This is a genomic window from Ferroglobus sp. (assembly GCF_015521575.1).
In the GTDB taxonomy this organism is placed as follows: Archaea; Halobacteriota; Archaeoglobi; order Archaeoglobales; family Archaeoglobaceae; genus Ferroglobus.
Genome location: NZ_WANY01000192.1, coordinates 1 through 2,032, shown reverse-complemented (window position 1 = coordinate 2,032; position 2,032 = coordinate 1). Strand labels below are relative to the sequence as shown.

Below are 2,032 nucleotides of genomic sequence, written 5' to 3'. Positions count from 1 at the left end.
GGACTATGCACTCCGTATCGTTATCTGTCGTGAAGTAATGACCTTTAGCCTCAAGGTTCGCCCTCGTTTTCCAGTAATTCGTAATCTGTCCGTTGTGAACAACGGCTATATCTGGATACAGAAAGCTCTGGAAGGGATGAGCGTGATATCTATCCACTCCGCTTTCGGTTGAAAATCTTATATGCCCTATAGCATGAGTGCCTCCTTTCTTCGATATTCCGTAAGCTTCGTCGACGTGGGTTATGTAGCCAACGTCTTTGAAGATTTCGAACTTCCCGGCTGAAAGAACCGAAACCCTCTCCATGGACTGCAGTCTCAAAGCCAATCTTTTGAGGAGGGGAAAGTCGATTCCCTTAACGTTGAAGTCCTTAATCACGAAATCTTCCCCTTCTCTCACGATCTCAGTGGCTTTTAACTTGGCGAACTTCTCAACGAGCTCTTCAACTTTTTCGGTGGTTTCGATTCTTTCGAAAGTGTCTCCAAGTATTTCGAGCCTTATTATAAATTCGTCTTCATCGAGGGATCGTGAATTGTAAATCGCAACTCCCGCTCCATCCTTTCCCCTGTGTTGGAGGTTTTTCATCATTTCAACAACAACGCTACCGAGGTCGTCCCTCCTCTTCTTGAAAAGAACACCAACTATCCCGCACATCCCAACCTCCTTGATATTCGCTACTTTTAAACTTAACTGTATGCAATTGTATGACTAAAGTTTCAGGAAATTTTCAAGGAGTATTTTGCAGCATTTCTGCATCTCCGGCAGAAAGATCTCACTCTCTTCTATTATTTTCGATTTCTCTTCTTCGCTCATTCCTTTTTCGTGCTTCAGCCACGTCTTTATCAGATCGAGAGTCATCTCCAAGTGGAACTGCAAGCCTATAGCTTTACCTATCCTGAACGCTTGGTTTTTGACGAGGTCTCCCTCGTAAAGAAGCTTGCTATCGTTAGGCAAATCGAAGGTGTCGTTGTGCCACTGGAAAACCTTCAGCTTATCCGGCAGTCCTTTTACTGCTTCATCATCTTCGACTTTCTTAACTTCGTACCAGCCAAGCTCTTTTTTGTATGGGTAAACCTTGCCACCCATAGCACTCGCTATAAGCTGAGCTCCGAGGCAAATTCCGAGAATCGGTACGTTATTTTTTATAGCCTCCCTTATGAGGTTTTTCTCCTCCGAAAGAAAGGGATATATGTCTTCTTCGTAAGCCCCCATGGGTCCGCCCAAAATTATTATGTGAGAGGCGTACCTCGCCTTAACTTCGTTCGTCTCGTACACTTTCTCGTAATCGAAAGCAATTCCTCTCTCTTCGAGTATCTCCTCTATGTACCCGAGAGGTTCAATGGGAGAGTGCTGTATTGCAACAACCTTCATACTCTCCCCATTTCCTAAAAACTTTTTAAAGCTTTTCCTCAATTAATGAAAATTGTTGAATTTAGAACTGATTTACATGAAGGTTTTTTAATGTGTGGTTGGATAAGCTGCTGGGGAGAAACTTAAAATCCTATGCGTTAACGTTACTTCGTGAGGTACGTTGTCAGTTTGATAAACAAATACGACGCTGGAAAATTTCCGAGGGATTTGAAGGAGATGGGGATATATAGGGCGATACAGCTCGCCTCCAACGAAAACCCTTATCCTCCCCCGGAGGAGGTCGTCGAAGCTATTAGAAAGGAAGTTTTGTGGATAAATCGTTACCCTCATCCGGAGTATAAGGATTTGAAGGAGAAAATAGCGGAATACTGTAAAGTTGATTATGGAATGATTTCGCTGGGAAGCGGAGTTATGGACATTCTCAAAGTGATTGCGGATGTTCTTCTTGAGCCCTTCGACAAGGTTGTTGTGCCTATGCCATCCTACAGCTACTACACCTTCGTTTCCATGCTGAGGGATGCGGGAGTTGAGGAGGTAATTTTCGAGGGTTACAAAGTTAGTGTGGAAAACCTCTCGGGAAAGCTTATTTTTCTATGCTCCCCAAACAATCCGACCGGAAATACTGTAAATGAGGAAGTTGTAAGAACGGCTTGCGAAAATTTC

The 2,032-nt window shown here is 43.7% G+C and carries 3 protein-coding genes; 1 reads left to right on the top strand and 2 read right to left on the bottom strand.

Annotated elements, in window-relative coordinates:
* Positions 1-652 (bottom strand): glutamine amidotransferase (locus tag F7C14_RS07565; RefSeq protein ID WP_367114347.1); only part of this gene is annotated, 652 nt, incomplete at its 3' end.
* Between the two features lie 54 nt (positions 653-706).
* A complete protein-coding gene (locus tag F7C14_RS07560; protein ID WP_290901506.1) occupies positions 707-1,369 on the bottom strand; it encodes a type 1 glutamine amidotransferase in 663 nt (220 codons plus the stop codon).
* A 150-nt stretch (positions 1,370-1,519) separates the two neighbouring features.
* Here F7C14_RS07560 and F7C14_RS07555 point away from each other — a divergent pair.
* Positions 1,520-2,032: aminotransferase class I/II-fold pyridoxal phosphate-dependent enzyme (locus tag F7C14_RS07555; protein WP_290901504.1), on the top strand; the 513-nt coding region annotated here is incomplete at its 3' end.

Bases quoted from the DNA above. Each gene is read 5' to 3' on its own strand.
- F7C14_RS07560 (WP_290901506.1), bottom strand. From the start codon at position 1,369: ATGAAGGTTGTTGCAATACAGCACTCTCCCATTGAACCTCTCGGGTAC.